A 16296-nucleotide genomic window follows, 5' to 3' on the forward strand; every position below is an offset into this window, starting at 1 on the left:
GCGCGAGTCGGCCGGCCTGGCAATCTGGTTCGCGTGACGATCGACGTCGAGTACGGCTCACCACTGCCGCCCATCGAGATCGTCGGCGATCGATACCGACTGCGATCGTTTCGATCCGACGACCTGCACCTCGTCGAGGAGGCATCGCGCGATGACCTCATCCCCCTGATCACGACGGTGCCCAGGACGTGGACGCCACAGGAAGGTATGGCGTTCATCGATCGCCAGCACTCCCGGCAGTCCGGAGGAGCAGGGTGGTCACTCGCCATCGCCCACCGCGACTCCGATCGAGCCATCGGCCAGATCGGACTCTGGATCTCCCATCTCCACAAGGGCCGAGCCGAGATCGGATACTGGATCGCCGCTTCTGGGCGTGGGCGCGGCGCGGCATCCCGAGCTGTCGAGGCGTTGAGCATCTGGGCCTTCGACCACCTCGACGTCGACCGACTCGGACTCTTCATCGAGCCGTCGAACACCGCATCCATCGCGACCGCCGAGCGTGCCGGCTACCGACGCGACGGCCTGCTGCGCAGTTGGGAACGCGTCGGTGGAACCCCGCGAGACATGTGGTCGTACGCCCGAACCCGATCCGATCAGACGGGCGAGCTGTGATCACAGCCGGCGACCGCGCCACGAGCATCCCGTGCCTGGCCGGAAGTGCCGTCCGGTTCAGCGCGGCCGCACCGGTCGCAGATGTGCAAGGGTTTGGCACACACGACGACCGAGGAGAAATCGCATGAGCGGACGAGCGACGGCGCGAACGATCATCACCACGGGCGCCAACTCGGGCATCGGTCTCGCAACGGTGATCGAAGCGGCTCACCGCGGACATCGCTCGATCGGCACGGTGCGGTCGGACGAGAAGGCGGAGGCCGTACACGCGGCTGCGGACGAAGCAGGCGTCACGGTCGAGACGGCGCTGCTCGATGTGACCGACGAGGCGGCGGGGGTTGCGGTCGTCGACGAGTACCGCCCCGACGCTCTGGTCAACAACGCTGGCTTCGCGATCACCGGCGCCATCGAAGACGTCTCCGACGACGAGGCCCGCTTCGCATTCGAGACGATGGTGTTGGCGCCGATGCGCTTGGCTCGCCTCGCGGTGCCGCACATGCGTGATCGCGAGTGGGGCCGAATCGTGAACGTGTCGTCGATCTACGGTCGAACGACGACCCCGTTGACCGGTTGGTATCGAGGATGCAAGCACGCCCTCGAAGGGCTCTCGGACGCGCTGCGGATGGAAGTCGCCCGGGATGGGATCAAGGTCGTGCTCGTCGAGCCCGGTGGCGTGAAGACCGCGATCTGGGAAGAGACCGAACGGGAGGTCGAACGGCGTTCGGGGTCACGATTCGACGAGAACTATCGGCGCTCTCTGGCGAGCACGCGTCTCTGGCAACCGATCATGATCGAGTCGAAGCAGTGCGCCGACGTGATCGTCGACACGATCGAGGGAAACCCGCGCGCTCGATACCGGGTGGGGCTCGATGCCCAGGCGCTCGGCCTCACCGAGAACCTCGTTCCGACGTTCGTCCGGGATCGAATCGCACGCATCACGTTCGGGCTCTGACGCCCGACGCCCGGGAACGCGACCGGTCGAGTAGACCGGAATGAGCCCAAGGGCGGGGCTGTCGAAAGGGCGTCGAGTGCGTCGGCACAGCACGCGATCTCGGGACATCTCCGCTCAGGAGTAGCCGTTCACCTCGTAGAACGACCTGAGCTGGTTCTCGAAACGGGCCGGAACGTCGAGCCAAGGAAGGTGACCACACTCTGGCCAGAATTCGACCGTCGCGTCGGGGTAGCGCTCGACGACGAGCTGCGTGTGTTCTCCGTAGATGTCGTTCTCACCGAACATGACGAAGAACGGGAACGTGGCCTGGGGAAGAACCGCGTCGAGGAAGTCGGTTGGCAGTGACGCCGCGGACGCCCGAGTCGCGAACGTCGTCTGCTGTCCGATTCCCGCGAGCAACGACCTGTCTGCAGGCAGCGCGCTGTCGGGGTTCTGGTAGTTCAACCAGACCTGCGCGTACATCTTCTGCAGGCTTCGCTGACCGACGCGCAGGATGCGGCCAAGCAGCGAACGCAGACCCATCATCGCAAATGCCCCCGAGCTGCACCGCTTCTTGCTGTACGCCATGACGTCTCGTTCCATCGCCACCCAATCGTCACCCACGCCGGGCGTCGGACTGCACAAGAAGAGACTCGCAACCGAGCCGAGGTGCGCGGTGGCATACAGCTGGGCGAGCATGCCACCCCACGAATGCCCGAACAGGTGGAGTTGCTCGACACCCAGATGCTCACGCAACTGCTCGAGGTCCGCGACGTGGGCACCGGTGCTGTAGTCGCCGTCGGTCACGGTCGAGCCGCCCGTGCCCCGCTGGTCGTACGTCACGACACGCCGTCCTGGCACGAGTTCGGCGATCTCTCCGAGGTAGTCCGGCATCCCCGGGCCCCCTGACAAGAACACGATCGGCGTTCCGTCCCCTCCGGAGTCCCGTACCGACAGTCGAGCACCCGTGGTCGATACGACGACCGGCACGATGTCGCGGAGGCTGGCTCCACTGATTGGTGATGTCGAGCGTTGAGATGCCATTGCTGATTCGTCCTTGGTTCGATGGTGCTGTCGGGTTGTTGGTCGAGAGTCGGCGATGAAGGACGTTGACGATGAACGTCGTCGGCGATGAACGTCGTCGACGGATCCCGCCATCATCTCGCCGCGATCGCGTCGATGATTCGGCGAAGCTCGAGGAGTTGGACATGAACGTTCGGCCCGTCCTTGCCGAGCGCTTCGTCGACCGCAGCCAGCGTTGGTTGAAACAACTCGCCAGCAGCGCGGTGCGCTGTGCGGCCTTCCGGCGTGAGGACGAGACGATAGGAACGGCGATCCTCGGTACTTGGAACCCGATCGATGTGGCCCCGCTTCTCGAACCGCTTGACATAGCTCGACACCGTGGTCGCCGGCGCCGACATCCAATGAGAGAGCTCGGACGGGGTCATGCCGTCGCCCATCGAGAGGACGGAGTAGATCGCGAACTCATCGGCGTCGAGACCCGTTGGTTTGATCGCGTCGTCGATGAGTGAATGAACCGCTCGCGACACCAGCCAGGTGTCGAACAGGACGTTGCCGAGGCCCGAGCCGCTCGCGCCAGCGGTGTCGGGAGTGGTGGGCGGGTTGCTCATCGACGTGCACCTGCGCCGACGTGGGCAGATTCCCGATGACCGACCACGTCGCCGTGGTGCAGGTCTTGGTGGAGGTCACGGTGCAGGTCACGGTGGCGGTCGGCCTTGCGGGCACCGATCAGGCGACGGAGGCGTCTTGCTACGAGGACGACCAGGGCTCCGATGAGCACGAGGCCACTGATCCAGTAGGTCGCGGTTTTCGCGGTCCCGGCGAGACCGAGGAGCGAGTTCGTCGATGCGTCGCCGGGGTAGCTCGTGAGCGCGATCCACGCAAAGGTGTTCTCGAGGTAGTCGAACCCGGCACCCACGAAGGGAAGTGCGACCGCTCGTGAGACCCAGCGGCTGCTCGATGAGATCTTGGCGAGGCTGAGCGCCAGCGATGAAGCGACGAAGAGGCCATACACGGCGGGATAGAACAGATCAGCGATCTGCATGTTTCGATAGGCCGCTCTCCCCTCCGCACCGCAGGCATCGAGGAATCCCGAGACGTCGTCACCGGTGGTGAAGTTCTGGACGTCGGGTGGCGCCTGTCCACAGACGGATTCCACTTCGGAGATCGAGAATGGTGCCGACGACTGGAAGAAGATCGCCGCGAACACGACGAACACCGCCGCACTCGGGATCCAGAATCGCCGAGATCCGAGTGAACGCACCATCGAGTCAGTGCGAGCGTGTTGGGTCCTGCCACCAGGCTGATCCGGCGGGTGTGATGAAGAAGTCATGGTCGCGTTCCCTTCGATATAATGCGATGTCGTAGTATCTAATACGACATCGCAGTACATGTCAAGGGGAAGTCACACAGCTCGAGCCCATCTCCGAGCGCTCGGAACGTGCCGTCGCCGGATGATGCGTCAACTCGTTCGGGTGGACTCACGACCTGTTCTCGGGTTCGCGAGAAAGACGACGAGTCCGTGGACGGCGAGACCCAGGCTCCATCCGATCAGGGCCCAGGCGGACCACCAGGCCGACCACTGACCGGCGATGCCAGCAGCGAGATTCGTGGCGAGGTTCACGGCGAAGATGAGCACCATCGTCGCGACGAACACTCCGGCATGAACCTGAAACGCACGGACTTGGTGCGCGTGGTCGCTGGTCGTGTGCGTCGGGTCGATCTGGTCGTGGGTTTCCATGGGGTTGCCTTTCGTTGGGTGACGATCACCGGGTTTCGGCGAGCGTGAAGTGTGGAGCCGGCGTTCGGTCGGCTGGTTGCCGACGAACCGACCGAGCGTGCCGGACGAGGGCCGGCCAGGTCAGACTCGTGAGGTGACGGAGCCGTCGGTTTGACCGAGGTCGTCGTCATCAGGGGTGAACAGTTCTTCGATGGTGGTCGAGAAGACTCGGGCGAGGCGGAACGCCAGCGGGAGGCTGGGGTCGTAGCGGCCCTTCTCCAGTGCGTTGACGGTCTGGCGGCTGACGCCGAGTCGGTCGGCGAGGTGGGCCTGGCTCCAGCCGCTGACGGCTCGGAGCTCTTTCAGTCGGTTCTCCATCAGTCGAGGTTCCGGACCACGAGAGCCAGCCCCCAGGTCGTCATCCCGGCGCCGAAGACGAGCCATCCGCCGTAGGTCCAGGCGACGCCGATCGTCCCGAGGAATCCGACGGCCATGGCGGCGATCATCGAGACACCGAAGCCCAGCGCCATGCATTCGAGCATCACGATTCGGCCGTATTCGTCGGACCGCTGGGTTGCTCGATAGAGAGCAACGGCGACGCCGATCATCGGGAGGACGGGCAACAAGACCCAGAGCCGTGCCCCGGCTGTCGTCTCGTCGACGCGGTTCTGCACGATTGCGAGCAGGATCCAGAAGGTCACGATCGCAGGGATGAACTCTCGGAGGTAGCTGTTGCGCTGACGCTTGTCTTCAGCGCTCAGTCGAGGACCGCGGCCGGTGCGGCCGGCTTGAGCTTCGGTTCGATTTGCCATGCCGCCAATGTAAAGGGTCATTGTCTATATGTCAAGGAGACTTTCCGACAAGGTGACTTGACTCAACGTGAGGGATCGCGCCGCCGCCAGGCACCTGGTCGCTCGCGACGAACGTGGTTACATGATCGAGCGCTCTTCGCGCCGCTACCCGCTCCTGCATGCGGGACGGCGGGAACCTTGTAGCACATGTGCTACCCTTCGGTCCATGGACACCGTTGGTCTTCGTGAACTTCGTCAAGGCGCATCAGAACTGATCCGACGCGTCGAGACTGGCGAGCAGATCGACATCACGGTCGCTGGGCGGCTCGCTGCTCGGCTCGTCCCGGTGACGCCGAAGCGTTGGCAGACCTGGGACGCCATCGCCGATCTGTTCCACGGGCCACCCGACCCGAACTGGCAGAGCGACCAGGAGCTCGTCGATCAATCGATCACGAACCCCTGGGACGACGCGTGAAGGCGCTGCTCGACACCAGCGTGCTGATCGCGGCAGACGTTCCCGCCCTCGACGGCGAACTGGCCATCAGTTCCGCGTCGATCGCAGAGCTTCACTTCGGTGTCATGGTGACCGCTGACGACGCAACCCGAGCGGAACGGCTGAGAAGGCTGACGATGCTGCAACGGAGCTTCGATTCGCTCCCCATCGACGACCAGGTCGCCGCGAGCTACGGGCGACTCGCTGCTGCTGTGGTCCATGTCGGACGCCAACCGCGATCGCGCGTCTTCGACCTGCTGATCGCTGCAACAGCGCACGCTCACGACGCACGCCTGTACACCCGCAACGCCGCAGACCTCGTCGGCCTCGATCACCTCATCGAGATCGTTGCGGTCTGACGACACGGCTTGCGACGCCGCATGTCGAAGCGCCAACGATCCGCAAACGCGAGTTGTTCGCCCCTGATCACTACATCTGGCGGGCAGCGTTGTCGAATCTGGTGAAGTGGCCTTGGAAGACGAGGCGCGCCTTGCCGGTGGGGCCTGCACGGTGCTTGGCGATGATCAACTCGGCCATGCCCTTGTCGGGTGACTCCTCGTTGTACACCTCGTCGCGGTAGAGGAACATCACGACGTCGGCGTCCTGCTCGATCGAGCCCGATTCACGCAGGTCGGCGAGCATCGGCCGCTTGTCGGAACGGGCCTCCAAGTTACGGCTGAGCTGGGAGAGCGCCACGACGGGGCACTCCATCTCACGGGCCAACACCTTCAAGTTACGGCTGATCTCCGACACTTCGAGCTGCCGGTTCTCGGGGCGTCCCGACCCCGACATGAGCTGCAAGTAGTCGATGAGGATCATGCCGACGCCGCCGTGTTGCGCCGCGATACGACGTGCCTTGGCACGGATCTCCATCACCGTGACCTGCGGGTTGTCGTCGAGGAACAGCGGCACTTCGAGACGACCGATCGCCAAGCCGACCTTCGACCAGTCGGACTCGGTGAGACGACCCGACTGCAGCTTCGACGAATCGACCCGCGCCTCGCTCGCCAGGATTCTCTGCGACAGCTCGAGGTGCGCCATTTCGAGCGAGAACACGATGACCGGCAGATTGGTCGCCTTCGCCACGTTGGTGGCGATGCCGAGCCCCAGCGCCGTCTTACCCATGGCCGGGCGAGCACCGACGATGTTGAGCGTGTTGGGCTGCAACCCATGGAGGATCGCATCGAGATCGTCGAGCCCCGTCGGGACGCCGGTCATGTCGTCGCCACGCTCGTAAGTGGCTTCGAGATGCTCCATCGTGTCGGCGAGCACGTCTTGCACCGGCCTCGTCGTGTCGACGTTGCGTCCTTCGGCGACTTCGAACATGCGCGACTCGGCCATGTCGACGGCCTTGACCGCATCGTCGGGCTGGGAGAACGCGATGTCGGTGATCTCGCTCGCGGTGTGGATGAGCCGACGCAGCAGCGCCGTGTCCATCACGATCTTGGCGTAGTGCTCGGCACCCGACACCGACGGGGTCGCGTTCTGCAGTTCGCTCAGGCGCTCGATGCCGCCGATGTCGTCGAGCATGTTGTTCTTGCGGAGCCCGTCGGCGACGGTGACCACGTCGACCGGGCCCGACGTGGAGTAGATCGACCGGATGACGTCGAAGATGTTCTGGTTGGCCGGACTGTAGAAGTCACGAGGCCCCAGACCGAGCTCCCCGACCGCGCCGATCGCATCGCGAGACAACAACAGTGCACCGAGTACCGACTCCTCGGCCTGCAGGTTGTGCGGGGGCACCCGACCGGAACCTGCGCTCTGCGGCGCGCTGAACCAGCGCGGTTCGCCGCCACCGCCACCACCGGAACCACCACCGCCGGTGCCGTAGTCGCCGTAGTCGCCGCCCGAGCTCGCGCCGGGATCGAAGGGGAAGTTCTCGTCACCAGCCATCTGCGTCTACTCAAGCACGCACACGCTGGGGATATCCAGACCCGATTGCCTGTAGAGAAGCCGAGAAATCAACTGCATACGGCTGTGTACAGCCTGTGGAAATCTGTGGACGTCCCGTGGATGTGTTCATGTGAACAGTGTGCACCAGCCCTGTCACAGGGTTCGCCCACACTCCCCGTGACACCCCGCCGATTTGTGTGACCGAACTCGAGAGCCAGCCGCGCTTTCGGTCACACAAACCCGGTGGGGTGGGCACGACTCGGAGCGGGCGAAAACGACGACGGGCGTGCTTGCCGTAGCAAACACGCCCGTCGAACGGAATCTGTCACGCCGATCATTCGGCGAGATCGTCACTCGGCGGCGACGACCTCGAGGGTGATCGGGAACGAGACGTCGGCGTGGAGGCTGGCGGTGGCCGTGTGCGACCCCACCGTCTTCACGCCGTCGACCTCGATCTCCTTGCGATCGATCTCGATGCCGGTCTGCTCCAGGATCGCGTCGGCGACGTCGCCGGCGTGGATCGAACCGAAGAGCTTTCCTTCACCACTGGCCTTGGCCGTGATCGTGATCGTCTGCGGAACGAGCTTGCTCGCCACCGCGGTCGCGGCCTCGCGCGACTCGTGATCCTTGGCGTCGCGTGCGGCACGCATCGACTTGGCCTGCTCGATCGCTCCGGTCGACGCCTTGATGGCGTGTCCCTTCGGGAACAGGTAGTTGCGAGCGTGTCCGTCGGCGACGTCGACGATGTCACCGCGCAGGCCGAGGCCTTGCACGTCGGAACGAAGAATGACCTGCATGTTCAGTCCTCCGAGCTTTCGTCGTTCGAGCCGGCCTCGTCGACAGCGCCCTCGGCGCCCTCGACCTGAGCGTCGAGTGCGAGTGACTCGTCGTCGGACTCGTTGCCCTCGGCGCCGTTCTCGTTGTTCGACGTGTCGCGGTCGCCGCGGCCTTCGCCACGCTCACCGCGGCGTCCACCCGTGCGGGTCGATGCCACGCGCTTCGCGTACGGCAGGAGCGCCATTTCGCGAGCGACCTTGACGGCGTTGGCGACTTCACGCTGCTGCTGCAGGTCGTTGCCCGCGACGCGGCGGTTCTTGATCTTGGCGCGGTCGCTCATGAAACGGCTGAGCAGATCGACGTCCTTGTAGTCGATGTACTCCACCTTCTCGATGACGAGAACGCTGGTCTTCTTCTTGAATTTGCGAGGATTCGCATCCCGGGCTGACCGGGCCTTGTTCTTCTTGCTTGCCATGCGGCTGGTTCCTTACTGGAAAGAGTGGTCTTCGATCGAAAGGGAATGGCGGATCAGAACGGCTCTTCGTCGCCGTAGATCGGATCCGGAGCGGCTGCTGCGCCGCCCCCACCGCCACCACCCTGAGGTGCTGAGTCGCGGGCGATGCGCTCGACCTGGGCCTGGGCCCACTTCAAGCTCGGCCCGAGATCGTCAGCGATCACCTCGGTGATGTTCACCTTCTGGCCTTCTTTGTTGTCGTACGAGCGCTGCTCGAGACGACCGGTCACGATCACGCGGGAGCCCTTGGTGAGCGACGCCGCAGCGTTCTCACCGAGGTCGGCCCAGGCGACGATGTTGAAGAAGGACACCGCTTCTTGCCATTCGCCGTTGGATTGCCAACGGCGGTTGACGGCGAGCCCGAAACTTGCGACGCCACGGCCTCCCGTGGTGTAGCGCAGTTCAGGATCGCGAGTGATGTTCCCGACCAGTGTGACGGTGTTGTCCATTGCCATGGTGTTCCCCTAGTACGTGTTGGCTGTTGCTCAGGCCGTCTCGACGGCCATGCCGCGGCGCTCGGCCTCGGCGTCCGGCAGGCGGATGAGCTTGTGGCGGACGACGTCGTCCGCGAGACGGAGTGTCCGCTCGAGCTCGTCGAGCGCACCCGGCGAAGCCACCAGTTCGGCGACCAAGTAGTAGCCGGCAGGCTTCTTGTTGATCGGGTAGGCGAACTGACGCTTGCCCCACCAATCGATCTTGCCGTGGATCGAACCACCGGCGGCTTCGACGCCGTCGGTCACGTTCTTCTGCCAGGCTTGGGCTTTCGGATCATCGACATCTCCGTCGATGATGACCATCAATTCGTAGGCACGTGTCATACGTGTTTTTCCTCCCTTCGGATACCGCAGGCTCGTGATGGCGAGCGTTGCGGCAGCCCCCGGAGGGGCAGGGCCAATATAGAACGCGCCACGCTATCGCCATCGCGGGAATCGCGTGACCGCCTCGCGCGAGCGAGCTGCGGTCACCCGACCCGGCGGGTCGTCGCTGATCACACGCTCATGGCGCTCATCAGCAGGTCGACGTCCACCAGCGACTGCGACTGGGTACCGTCGGCCTCGTACCGGTTGATCGCGAACTCGGCGGGCCGGAAGAACAACGTGGCGAACACGATCTGTTGAAGCGCGAGATCGAACATCGCCGGTGGCAGTTCGATGTACGTCACGTCGTCGACCTCGCGCTCCTCGAGTTGCACGTTGTCGAGCTGAGTTCCGGAGTTGTCGTACAGCGTGCACCGCGGCCCCTGGCGCTGGCCTTCACGCCGTTCGATCAGGCACTCGGCGAAGAGCGACCCGTCGTCGGCGACAGCGGTGAACCCGATCGTGCCACCCGCGGGCACGTCCGCAGTGGGCCAGCCGATATGGACGACCTCATCGACACCCGTTCGGACATACATGGGGCCGTCGTAGGCGGGGACACCAAATGGTGACGGATCGAGTTGGAGCGCCGACACGTTCACTGCTTCCTCGCAGAGGGTCTGCACGCTGACCAACGCGAGCGACAGATGTTCGGCGTCGAGCGACGGGTCGATCTGCTCGATTGCGAAGAGGGCCCGCCGCTCGAACGGCCCAGCCGTCTCGCATCGACCTTCGAGCGGACCCAGGCCGTCGTCGAACGGATACCACTGCCCGTCCCTCACCGCGACCGGCTCGCCGTCGACGGTGCTGAACTCGAAGTCGGCGACGAAGCCGTCACCGACCGGGGTCGAGGCGGCGGGTTCGATCTGACGACCGTCGACTTCGAGGCTGCCCCCGACTCCGACCCGCTGCAGTGTCCCGATGGATGCGGTGAAGGTGGCGAGCGTCGGGTCGGCGATGACCTCAGCCGTCGTCGCTTCATCGGCGGTGAGCACGACCGTCCGAGTCGTCTGGTCGCCACTCCCGAGCAGGTCGTTGTCGACCTGGATCGTGAGATGAGCGTCCGAGGCCAGCTCGAGACCGTCGGGAAGGAGTGAATAGGCCGACAGTTCGCCTTCGCCGGGCTCGACCGGCTCGATGGTGACCTCGGTGCCGGTCGCGACGGCACCCGCTGGCAGATCGAGCGTCACCAGGCCGTCAGGAGACGACACCATCCGTGCCGGGGCCGGCGCCAGCGCGGGCGGGTCGGAGGGAGCAGCGGCGACGTCGGTCACGACCGGGTCGGTGGACGCTGGTGGTGACGCCGTGTCGATCACGCCCGATTCGTCGGGCGTATCGCAAGCGGTCGCGCCGACGCCGAGCAGCAGGATGAGTCCCAGACGTCCGAGAGTGGTCAATGGCAGCGATTCGTGCATGCGGGAACCGTGGCCGTCCGAGCATCATCGAAGCATCAATGCCCAGGTCAACGACGTTCTCGAGCCAGGTGCGCACCTGTGCTGGAACTCGCACCGCGGTGCCTTGCGCCAGGCTGCGGTCGGTCAGTCGAGTCGGTCAGCCGAGGAGCGGGCAGGTGGCTTCGTCGGCGGGGTCGGCGAGCTTCACGACCTCGGCGCGTGAGCCGGGGCCGATGCCGACCTTGCCGAGCTCTCCTTGGAACATCTCGATCGCCAACATGTACTCACCGTCCGCGCCGTAGCGCTCGCAGGTGGAGGAGTCGTCGGTGATGCACGGGGCCATGTCGGCCTCGCTCACGTACGACCCGTCGGGCGCGAACCATGCGATCGAGAGCGGCGTCGGGGTGTTGAACATGAAGAAGTTGCCCGACGTCGGCGCGTCCCAGGCGAACGCCATGCCGATCGGTTGGCCGAGGTCGTACACGCCCATCAGGCCGGTCGACCGCTCCGACGCGTCGTCGGCGAGCCACATGCAGACCTCGCACACGTTGCCGTCGGCATCGGTGATGCGAACGATCGCCGTGCCGACATCTTGCGGCGGTGAGCCGTCGCCCGTGGCGTCAGGCGATCGCGTGATCACGCCCTTGGTGGGAGGGATCTCCGATCGGTCGGCGACATCGTCGGCCACCGCGGAGGTGGTGATGCCCCCATCGACCAGTTCGTCATCCGCAACGACCGCAACATCGAGATCGTCGACATCGTCGGTCGCCGAATCGATCGTCGCGACCGGCTCCAGCGTGACCGCAGCGTCGTCGTCACCGCTCCCGCACGCAGCGAGCACCATCGCGAGCGCGACGGCCACGCCGCGGAACATCAGGCGCGGCCGCCGACGGGCAGCACACGCAGGAGGTGGTGCCATCGGCATTCGGTGCACGCCTCGACCACGTACGCGTTGAGGTCGTCGGGACGAGCGTTGAGGCTGCGCATCTCCTTGGCCGTCGACACGCATCGACCCTGCGGACCGATGCCGTGCCCGAACACATAGGTGACGAGACTCAGATTGACCTCTTCACAGATCGGGCAGATCGTGTTGGTGAGGGTGCCGACGTTCTTCGCCGCGCGGATCAACTCGGGGTGCGCATCGCACACGGTGTCCATCGGCACTCGGCCTCGTCGGACCTCGGCGATCAGCATGCGACGAGCGAGTCGATGGTCGACGATCCCTCGCGCTCCATCGACGCCTCGGAGAGCGCCGGCTGTGAATGCCATGACTGGCGAGCGTAGCCCCATCCTCCGCCTCGGCGCCTCGCGACCGAGGTGTCGAGACCGGATGTCCGTCACCATGGCACCGGAACACGCCAGACTGGTCGGCGTGGCAGCCAACATCAGTTACGGATCCGGGATTCCGAGCGACGCAGAACTGCGCCTCTGTGGCGATGTGAGCGGTGCGAAGCGCGCCGTCGAACTCGGTGTGTCGGAGTGGTTCAACTCGCTCGAGTTCGCAGGCTCGGGGGCGAAGGCGATCGCGGTCGATCCCGACCCGGAGAAGATCGCCGAGATGCGCCATCGCGCCGAACGCGCCGAGCTCACGGTGCAGTGCCTCCAAGCCGACCTCGCCGACCTCGGCGACATCACGTCGGCAACGGTCGAGGTCGTGGTCGCATCACACACCATCATCGACGTCGAAGACCTCGGTCGGCTGCTGCGCCAGGTCCACCGCATCCTCAAGCCGTCGATGCCGTTCGTCATCGCCGTGCCCCACCCGTTCGCCGAGGTCAACGCCGGGCATCCGTACGGCTCCACGGCGCGCACGATCGGCGACTGGTTCACCGCCCTCGGCCGGTCGAACTTCCGCGTCGACCAGGTGAAGGAACTCGGCGTCAGCCCGACCGAACCGATCCCCACCACGCTGGTGCTTCGCGCTCGCAAAGAAGGCTCGTGACGCGTCGGGCTCGATGATGGGCGGCACGACGATTCGCGCGATCGGACTCGTCGCGCTGCTCGCCAGCGCGACCGCCTGCGCCGGATCGGACACGGCGATCGACCAGACCGACGCCGACACGAGCGTCACGAACACCACCGCCGATGCGGCCACCACGTCGGCACCCGACCAGACGAGTTCCACCACGACGTCGACGGCAGCCGACGCGACCACGAGTTCCCCACCGGCGACCGTGATGACGATCGACTGCCGACTGACCGGCGGCGCGAACCGCATCGCCGACCGCGACTTCGAGCTCCACCTCCCCGACGAGGTCGGCACCGCGACCAACCCGACCGGCGTGCAGAGTCCACTGCTCGTCCTCCTGCACGGGTTCGCCGCCGACGCGATCGAGTTCACGGCGGCGACCGGACTCGACACACTCGCTCCGACCGCCGGCGTCGTGCTCGCCGCGCCACAGGGAATCGGTGACGTGGCGACCTGGCACATCGGCGGACCCGATGACCCCCTCGTCGCGAGCGACGTCGACTTCCTGAGCGCACTCGTCGACGAACTGATCGCGTCGCCGTGCATCGACCCCGACAACGTCTGGCTCGCCGGGTTCAGCGCCGGCTCGGCGTACACCGGGGTGTTCGGGTGCGCGCACGTCGACCGGTTCCGTGGTCTGGCGATGGTGAGCGGTCTGCCGCCTGCGATCTGTCCCGCCGATGCGAACACGTCGATCCAGATCACGCACGGTGTCGACGACCCCGTCGTTCCGTTCACCGGCGGCGAGCAGACCGTCTCCGACGACGCATCGGTCGAACTCGACGGTGTGCCCGAATCGGCTGCCGGCTGGGCCGAGGTCGCCGGGTGCGCCGAACCCGAGCAGTTGACGTTCGGCGACACCGACCCGAGTTCGGTCACCGCATGGCGCGACTGCGCCGGACAGGCAGAGGTCTCGCTGCTCGCCGTCTCCGGACTCGGCCACGTCTGGGCCGGCAGCGATACACCGGGCGGTCTCGACCCGGGTACGCCGATCGTCGACGCGGGCTGCGTGATCCTCCACGCGATGACCGACGCCGACGGCGACCGCTTCGCCTCCTGCTTCGCCTGAACGACGCGCCGTTCGTCAGTGTTCGGCGAAGGTCGACTGGCCGACGAGGCGAGCCGGCATCGGGCGACCGAAGAGGTAGCCCTGCACCTTGTCGGCGCCGAGTTCGCGGAGCATCCGCAGCTGCAGCGGCGTCTCGACGCCTTCGGCGATGACCGACAGGCCGAGCGAGTGGCCGAGACGCACCACGGCGTCGACGATCGACGAGTCGTCGACCTCGATGCCGAGCCCGTCGACGAACGACTTGTCGACCTTGATCGCTTCGACCGGGAACTTCTTCAGGTACGTCAACGACGAGTAGCCGGTGCCGAAGTCGTCGACCGACAGGTGCACGCCGAGTCCGCGCAGTTCGCGCAGTGCGGTCGTGGCCACGCCGACGTCGGTGAGCAGCGCCGTCTCGGTGATCTCGAACCACAGCGAGTCGGCCTCGATACCACTCGTCGCGAGCGCGTCGTCGACGACCGCGACGAAGTTCGGGTCGCTCAACTGTTGCGCCGCGAGGTTGACCGAGATCGCCGCACGTCCCGCGGCGTGATCGGCGACCCGCCAGCGGGCGAGCTGCGCGAGCGCGTCGCGGAGCATGCGTTCGCCGATCTCGCCCATCATCCCGTTGGCCTCGGCGGTCGGCAGGAACTTGCCCGGACCGAGCAACCCCTGCTCCGGGTGCAGCCACCGCACGAGCACCTCGTAGCTGGTGATGTCGCCGGTCTGCAGATCGGTGATGGGTTGGAAGTACGGAACGATCTCGTCGGTGGCGAGCGCTCGGCGCAGGTCGTTGGCCGTCTGTAGGGCGAGCACCGACGAGTGACGGTCGCGATCGTCGAACGCAGCGATGCGGTCGCGACCCGCGGCCTTCGCTCGGTACATCGCGGTGTCGGCATCGCGCAGCAGGTCTTCGGCCGACATGCCCGCGCGCTTGTTGGTGGCGAATCCGATCGACGTGGTCACGACCAGTTCGTGGCCGCCGATCACGACGGCGTCCTGCACCGACCGCTGCAACCGTTCGGCGACCGAGGCCGGGTCGAGCGGGCCGAGGCGGATCTCACCGGTCGCATCGGTCTGACGTGAGGTGCCGTCGACGAACACGACGAACTCGTCACCGCCGAAGCGAGCGAGTTGGTCGCCTTCGCGCATGACCGACCGGAAGCGACTGGCGACGTGGCGCAGCAGTTCGTCGCCGACCCCGTGCCCGAGACTGTCGTTGACCACCTTGAAGTTGTCGAGGTCGAGGAACAGCACGGCGACTTCGTCGGTGCCGGCCGTGACGAGGAGTTCGTCGAGGCGAGCCACGATCGACGCGCGGTTCGGCAACAGGGTGAGGCTGTCGTGGGTCGCCGCGTGCGCCAGGTCTTCGACGGCCTTGCGCTGTTCGGTGACGTCTTCGATGTGCGTGATGGCCAACGACACGCCGTCGTCTTCGCTCACGGCAACGCGTGTCTTCGCCCACACGTACGCGCCGTCACGCCGGAGGTAGCGCTGTTCGACCTGGTAGCCGTCGTCGATGCCGAGCTCGATCCGGGCGCGCTCGGCGGCCGCCGCACGAAGGTCGTCGGGGTGGGTGATCTCGCGGATCGAACGGCCGAGGAGGTAGCGGCGCGAGTGGTCGAGCATGTCGGCGAGCGACTGGTTGGCGTCGACGATCTTGTTGTTGTCGAGACGCACGAGCGCCATGCCGGTGGGTGCCGAGTGGAAGGCGAGTTGGAATCGGCGACGGGCCGCTTCGAGTGCCTTCGTGCTGCGCTCACGATCCGACACGTCGCGCAGGATCACGACGGTGCCGCCGTTGGCGTCGGGGTCGTGGCGCTGGTGCAACGTGGCTTCGACGAGGTGTCCGACCCCGCTGCGATCGACCAACTCGAACACGGCCGGTTCGTCGGGTTCGGCGTCGACACCGAGGCGGAGACGCTCCCAGCGGTCGGTGATGTCGTCTTGATCGTCGGCGGCGACGAAGCCGAGGAACGACCTTCCCAGCAGGTCGTCGACCGAGCGACCCGTCAGCGCCGACGCCCTCGCGTTGGCCGAACTGATCTCCCCGTTCTCTGCGATGCCCAACACCGCGTCGGGGAGGCCATCGAGGAGTCGCTGCACCCCGCCGAGTGCGGCGGCGAGGTCGTCGTGCGACGAGCCGAGTCGACGGCGGGTGCGGCGTGCATCGAACGCGACCAACCCGATCGCGAGCGCGGCGGCAACGCCGCACGCGACGACCACGATGATTCCGCCAGAACTCACGGATCGAGAATACGACGCCGCCCGACCGCCCCC

General features: G+C 65.9%; 20 protein-coding genes and 1 pseudogene. 6 read left to right on the forward strand and 15 right to left on the reverse strand.

Annotated elements, in window-relative coordinates; all coding sequences use genetic code 11:
- The first annotated feature begins 33 nt into the window (after nt 1-33).
- The gene (locus tag YM304_RS21325; protein WP_015443811.1) at nt 34-612 is read left to right on the forward strand and encodes a GNAT family N-acetyltransferase; all 579 of its coding nucleotides are present in this window, start codon (nt 34-36) and stop codon (nt 610-612) included.
- Nucleotides 613-736: 124 nt separating this feature from the next.
- Entirely contained in the window at nt 737-1564 is an 828-nt protein-coding gene (locus tag YM304_RS21330) for an SDR family NAD(P)-dependent oxidoreductase (protein WP_015443812.1), read from the forward strand.
- Nucleotides 1565-1678: 114 nt separating this feature from the next.
- Here YM304_RS21330 and YM304_RS21335 read toward each other — a convergent pair whose 3' ends face one another.
- From YM304_RS21335 to YM304_RS21360, 6 genes are all read right to left on the reverse strand, one after another.
- Nucleotides 1679-2704 carry an alpha/beta fold hydrolase gene (locus YM304_RS21335; protein ID WP_083908532.1) on the reverse strand — a complete coding sequence of 342 codons (1026 nt, stop codon included), beginning with the start codon at nt 2702-2704 and terminating at the stop codon, nt 1679-1681.
- Entirely contained in the window at nt 2701-3174 is a 474-nt protein-coding gene (locus tag YM304_RS21340; protein ID WP_015443814.1) for a MarR family winged helix-turn-helix transcriptional regulator, read from the reverse strand. The genes YM304_RS21335 and YM304_RS21340 overlap by 4 nt, the downstream gene beginning before the upstream one ends.
- Nucleotides 3171-3830, reverse strand: coding sequence for a hypothetical protein (locus YM304_RS21345; RefSeq protein WP_015443815.1), 660 nt, complete (start codon nt 3828-3830; stop codon nt 3171-3173). Before YM304_RS21345 ends, YM304_RS21340 begins: the two co-directional genes overlap by 4 nt.
- 195 nt (nt 3831-4025) lie before the next feature.
- The gene (locus YM304_RS25810; RefSeq protein ID WP_015443816.1) at nt 4026-4304 is read right to left on the reverse strand and encodes a 2TM domain-containing protein; all 279 of its coding nucleotides are present in this window, start codon (nt 4302-4304) and stop codon (nt 4026-4028) included.
- 120 nt (nt 4305-4424) lie between these two features.
- A complete protein-coding gene (locus tag YM304_RS21355; RefSeq protein ID WP_015443817.1) occupies nt 4425-4661 on the reverse strand; it encodes a helix-turn-helix transcriptional regulator in 237 nt (78 codons plus the stop codon).
- Nucleotides 4661-5095, reverse strand: a complete 435-nt coding sequence (locus YM304_RS21360) for a hypothetical protein (RefSeq protein ID WP_015443818.1) — start codon at nt 5093-5095, stop codon at nt 4661-4663. Before YM304_RS21360 ends, YM304_RS21355 begins: the two co-directional genes overlap by 1 nt.
- A gap of 205 nt (nt 5096-5300) precedes the next feature.
- On the opposite strand from YM304_RS21360, the gene YM304_RS21365 reads away from it, so the two are divergent.
- Together YM304_RS21365 and YM304_RS21370 are read left to right on the forward strand one after the other, a co-directional pair.
- Nucleotides 5301-5549: a type II toxin-antitoxin system Phd/YefM family antitoxin gene (locus YM304_RS21365; RefSeq protein WP_015443819.1), complete on the forward strand. Its 249-nt coding sequence runs from the start codon at nt 5301-5303 to the stop codon at nt 5547-5549.
- Nucleotides 5546-5926 (forward strand): type II toxin-antitoxin system VapC family toxin, encoded by a 381-nt coding sequence (locus tag YM304_RS21370; RefSeq protein WP_015443820.1) that lies wholly within the window; start codon nt 5546-5548, stop codon nt 5924-5926. The genes YM304_RS21365 and YM304_RS21370 overlap by 4 nt, the downstream gene beginning before the upstream one ends.
- A 70-nt stretch (nt 5927-5996) precedes the next feature.
- On the opposite strand, the gene dnaB is transcribed toward YM304_RS21370, so the two are convergent.
- The 8 genes and pseudogenes from dnaB to YM304_RS25175 all read right to left on the reverse strand — a co-directional run bounded on the left by dnaB (nt 5997) and on the right by YM304_RS25175 (nt 12268).
- Nucleotides 5997-7460, reverse strand: a complete 1464-nt coding sequence (dnaB, locus tag YM304_RS21375; protein WP_015443821.1) for a replicative DNA helicase — start codon at nt 7458-7460, stop codon at nt 5997-5999.
- A 350-nt stretch (nt 7461-7810) separates the two neighbouring features.
- Nucleotides 7811-8257 carry a 50S ribosomal protein L9 gene (gene rplI / locus YM304_RS21380; protein WP_015443822.1) on the reverse strand — a complete coding sequence of 149 codons (447 nt, stop codon included), beginning with the start codon at nt 8255-8257 and terminating at the stop codon, nt 7811-7813.
- Between the two features lie 206 nt (nt 8258-8463).
- Nucleotides 8464-8712: pseudogene (rpsR, locus tag YM304_RS25815) on the reverse strand (30S ribosomal protein S18); the annotation flags it as partial.
- A 53-nt stretch (nt 8713-8765) separates the two neighbouring features.
- Nucleotides 8766-9206 carry a single-stranded DNA-binding protein gene (locus tag YM304_RS21390; protein ID WP_015443824.1) on the reverse strand — a complete coding sequence of 147 codons (441 nt, stop codon included), beginning with the start codon at nt 9204-9206 and terminating at the stop codon, nt 8766-8768.
- A gap of 30 nt (nt 9207-9236) precedes the next feature.
- Nucleotides 9237-9569: a 30S ribosomal protein S6 gene (gene rpsF, locus YM304_RS21395; protein ID WP_015443825.1), complete on the reverse strand. Its 333-nt coding sequence runs from the start codon at nt 9567-9569 to the stop codon at nt 9237-9239.
- 170 nt (nt 9570-9739) lie between these two features.
- Complete coding sequence (locus tag YM304_RS21400; protein WP_015443826.1) at nt 9740-11020, reverse strand: hypothetical protein; 1281 nt, start codon at nt 11018-11020, stop codon at nt 9740-9742.
- A gap of 136 nt (nt 11021-11156) precedes the next feature.
- Nucleotides 11157-11918 carry a DUF192 domain-containing protein gene (locus tag YM304_RS23345; protein ID WP_162142131.1) on the reverse strand — a complete coding sequence of 254 codons (762 nt, stop codon included), beginning with the start codon at nt 11916-11918 and terminating at the stop codon, nt 11157-11159.
- Entirely contained in the window at nt 11873-12268 is a 396-nt protein-coding gene (locus YM304_RS25175; protein WP_015443828.1) for a DUF5318 family protein, read from the reverse strand. The genes YM304_RS23345 and YM304_RS25175 overlap by 46 nt, the downstream gene beginning before the upstream one ends.
- A 103-nt stretch (nt 12269-12371) precedes the next feature.
- Between YM304_RS25175 and YM304_RS21415 the strand changes: the two genes are divergently transcribed.
- Together YM304_RS21415 and YM304_RS21420 are read left to right on the forward strand one after the other, a co-directional pair.
- Entirely contained in the window at nt 12372-12941 is a 570-nt protein-coding gene (locus YM304_RS21415) for a class I SAM-dependent methyltransferase (protein ID WP_162142132.1), read from the forward strand.
- 13 nt (nt 12942-12954) lie between these two features.
- Nucleotides 12955-14037: an alpha/beta hydrolase family esterase gene (locus tag YM304_RS21420; protein ID WP_015443830.1), complete on the forward strand. Its 1083-nt coding sequence runs from the start codon at nt 12955-12957 to the stop codon at nt 14035-14037.
- Between the two features lie 15 nt (nt 14038-14052).
- On the opposite strand, the gene YM304_RS21425 is transcribed toward YM304_RS21420, so the two are convergent.
- A complete protein-coding gene (locus tag YM304_RS21425; RefSeq protein WP_015443831.1) occupies nt 14053-16263 on the reverse strand; it encodes a putative bifunctional diguanylate cyclase/phosphodiesterase in 2211 nt (736 codons plus the stop codon).
- Between the last annotated feature and the right edge of the window lie 33 nt (nt 16264-16296).

The sequence above is a fragment of the Ilumatobacter coccineus YM16-304 genome, from assembly GCF_000348785.1.
Taxonomy (GTDB): Bacteria; Actinomycetota; Acidimicrobiia; order Acidimicrobiales; family Ilumatobacteraceae; genus Ilumatobacter_A; species Ilumatobacter_A coccineus.

What these genes read in the sequence shown, in the direction of transcription:
- YM304_RS21330 (WP_015443812.1), top strand. Translation starts at nt 737, where the DNA reads ATGAGCGGACGAGCGACGGCGCGAACGATCATCACCACGGGCGCCAAC.
- YM304_RS21335 (WP_083908532.1), bottom strand. Translation starts at nt 2,704, where the DNA reads ATGATGGCGGGATCCGTCGACGACGTTCATCGCCGACGACGTTCATCG.
- YM304_RS21340 (WP_015443814.1), bottom strand. Translation starts at nt 3,174, where the DNA reads ATGAGCAACCCGCCCACCACTCCCGACACCGCTGGCGCGAGCGGCTCG.
- YM304_RS21345 (WP_015443815.1), bottom strand. Translation starts at nt 3,830, where the DNA reads ATGGTGCGTTCACTCGGATCTCGGCGATTCTGGATCCCGAGTGCGGCG.
- YM304_RS25810 (WP_015443816.1), bottom strand. Translation starts at nt 4,304, where the DNA reads ATGGAAACCCACGACCAGATCGACCCGACGCACACGACCAGCGACCAC.
- YM304_RS21355 (WP_015443817.1), bottom strand. Translation starts at nt 4,661, where the DNA reads ATGGAGAACCGACTGAAAGAGCTCCGAGCCGTCAGCGGCTGGAGCCAG.
- YM304_RS21360 (WP_015443818.1), bottom strand. Translation starts at nt 5,095, where the DNA reads ATGGCAAATCGAACCGAAGCTCAAGCCGGCCGCACCGGCCGCGGTCCT.
- YM304_RS21365 (WP_015443819.1), top strand. Translation starts at nt 5,301, where the DNA reads ATGGACACCGTTGGTCTTCGTGAACTTCGTCAAGGCGCATCAGAACTG.
- dnaB (WP_015443821.1), bottom strand. Translation starts at nt 7,460, where the DNA reads ATGGCTGGTGACGAGAACTTCCCCTTCGATCCCGGCGCGAGCTCGGGC.
- rplI (WP_015443822.1), bottom strand. Translation starts at nt 8,257, where the DNA reads ATGCAGGTCATTCTTCGTTCCGACGTGCAAGGCCTCGGCCTGCGCGGT.
- YM304_RS21390 (WP_015443824.1), bottom strand. Translation starts at nt 9,206, where the DNA reads ATGGCAATGGACAACACCGTCACACTGGTCGGGAACATCACTCGCGAT.
- rpsF (WP_015443825.1), bottom strand. Translation starts at nt 9,569, where the DNA reads ATGACACGTGCCTACGAATTGATGGTCATCATCGACGGAGATGTCGAT.
- YM304_RS21400 (WP_015443826.1), bottom strand. Translation starts at nt 11,020, where the DNA reads ATGCACGAATCGCTGCCATTGACCACTCTCGGACGTCTGGGACTCATC.
- YM304_RS23345 (WP_162142131.1), bottom strand. Translation starts at nt 11,918, where the DNA reads ATGGCACCACCTCCTGCGTGTGCTGCCCGTCGGCGGCCGCGCCTGATG.
- YM304_RS25175 (WP_015443828.1), bottom strand. Translation starts at nt 12,268, where the DNA reads ATGGCATTCACAGCCGGCGCTCTCCGAGGCGTCGATGGAGCGCGAGGG.
- YM304_RS21420 (WP_015443830.1), top strand. Translation starts at nt 12,955, where the DNA reads ATGATGGGCGGCACGACGATTCGCGCGATCGGACTCGTCGCGCTGCTC.